Raw genomic sequence first — 1,492 nt, 5'->3', positions numbered from 1 at the left:
GTCTTTTGATGACATATTGATTTCAGATGTTACGAGCATATTATATCCGGCTAGTTCTTTGTCTTTGTCTATAGCTTTTTGATTTAGCTGGGGTTTTATACTTTTCCCCTGATCATCTAGAAACTGCATATATTTTGATGATTCACCATATTCTTCTTTTTTGGCCTGGCATGCACGGTGTGCCTTGGCTTTTTCAATCATTCTATTGATTTCCATCAGTTTCTTCTTCGCGAGACTGAAGTTATAGGTAACTGTTCTTTTTTCTTTTATATTACGAGTTATGACATTCCCGTAATCATTCTTGTATGAATAGGTAAACGTATCGATGCATTCCTTGATTTTATAAACGGGTTCTCCGTTCTGATCAAACACTGTTTCGAATCCGTCATCAAGAAGAACCCATTGTCTTTCTCTTTCAGGAAGGGTTTTTACAGATTTCGAAAACAGATAGCCATCTCCATTATCAATAGCTTCAATAATATTTTTAGCACAGTTAAGGCCTTTATCAGCAATTTGGATGGTACGGCCCTTGATATTGTTTCTTGATTTCAAATCGTGGATTAGATCACGCATGACCGGCTTTTCAGATTCATTGCCTGGGAATATCTTCATGCCGACTGGTAACATCTGTGCGTCTAAAAGAAGGCCCATTCCCACAATAGGGTCCTTTCGATTTTCTTTGGAAGGACCTCTTTTTTGAAGAGTAGATTCCTTATCGATTTCAAAGTAATAGTTTGTACAATCAAAATAAGAACGGCTGGAATCCAGAATAAAATTGTCATCAGTCGCAACGGTCAGTATTTCAACAAGTTTCTCATATTCTTCGCCCATGAATTCCAAGCCCTCTAGGAGTTGATCATAACTGAAGTTTTTTTGAACATATAGCTTTGGAAGAATATCATGAAAAGTCTGATGTTTGGATAAAGGCGCAACGACACGAGCATATACAAGAGCGGAAAAAACATCATATACATCGAACTCGAATTTTCTTGAAGAACTTAAATACCCAAAATGTTCTTTTACATCCAGCATGTTCAAGATTTTCGCAATTGGTACATAACCCAGACATAGTTCTGGTGAAATGTCGGAAATCTGTTGAAAGTTGATGCGACACTTTTCTGTCTCCCGTTTAGAATTCAGTTCATTGACTTCTTTCTGAAAATGAGAGATTGGATCATCTATACCCTGTTCGATAAGAGCATCAACGAAACCGATTTTACGAAAACTTTTATGTCGAGTGTTCTTAGTTTCCGGAGAATAAAAACTCTCATAGATGGAAAGATAAAGTCTGTCATTTCGTTTTGTTTTTTTAAGAAAATAGGCCATAGAAAGTGTCCTCCAAACATTACACATTTACACCATAATTATACCAAATAAATAAAAAAAATAAAATAAATTTAAAGCACAAAAAACAACGATAAATACTGGAGAATCTCAACTTTTTCTCAGAATAGCCTCTAAACATTCATGGTGCAAACCTCTAAAGACGGGT

1 protein-coding gene is annotated in these 1,492 nt (G+C 35.8%); it reads right to left on the bottom strand.

The window, feature by feature from the left end:
- A partial coding sequence (locus tag NE544_RS11950; RefSeq protein WP_256269491.1) for a transposase occupies positions 1–1,326 on the bottom strand: 1,326 nt, incomplete at its 3' end.
- Positions 1,327–1,492: the final 166 nt, after the last annotated feature.

It is taken from the genome of Holdemanella sp. MSK.7.32 (genome assembly GCF_024460475.1).
Classification (GTDB): Bacteria; Bacillota_I; Bacilli_A; order Erysipelotrichales; family Erysipelotrichaceae; genus Holdemanella.
The sequence above is the reverse complement of the archived record's forward strand: the minus strand, read 5'-3'. Positions and strand labels throughout refer to the sequence as shown.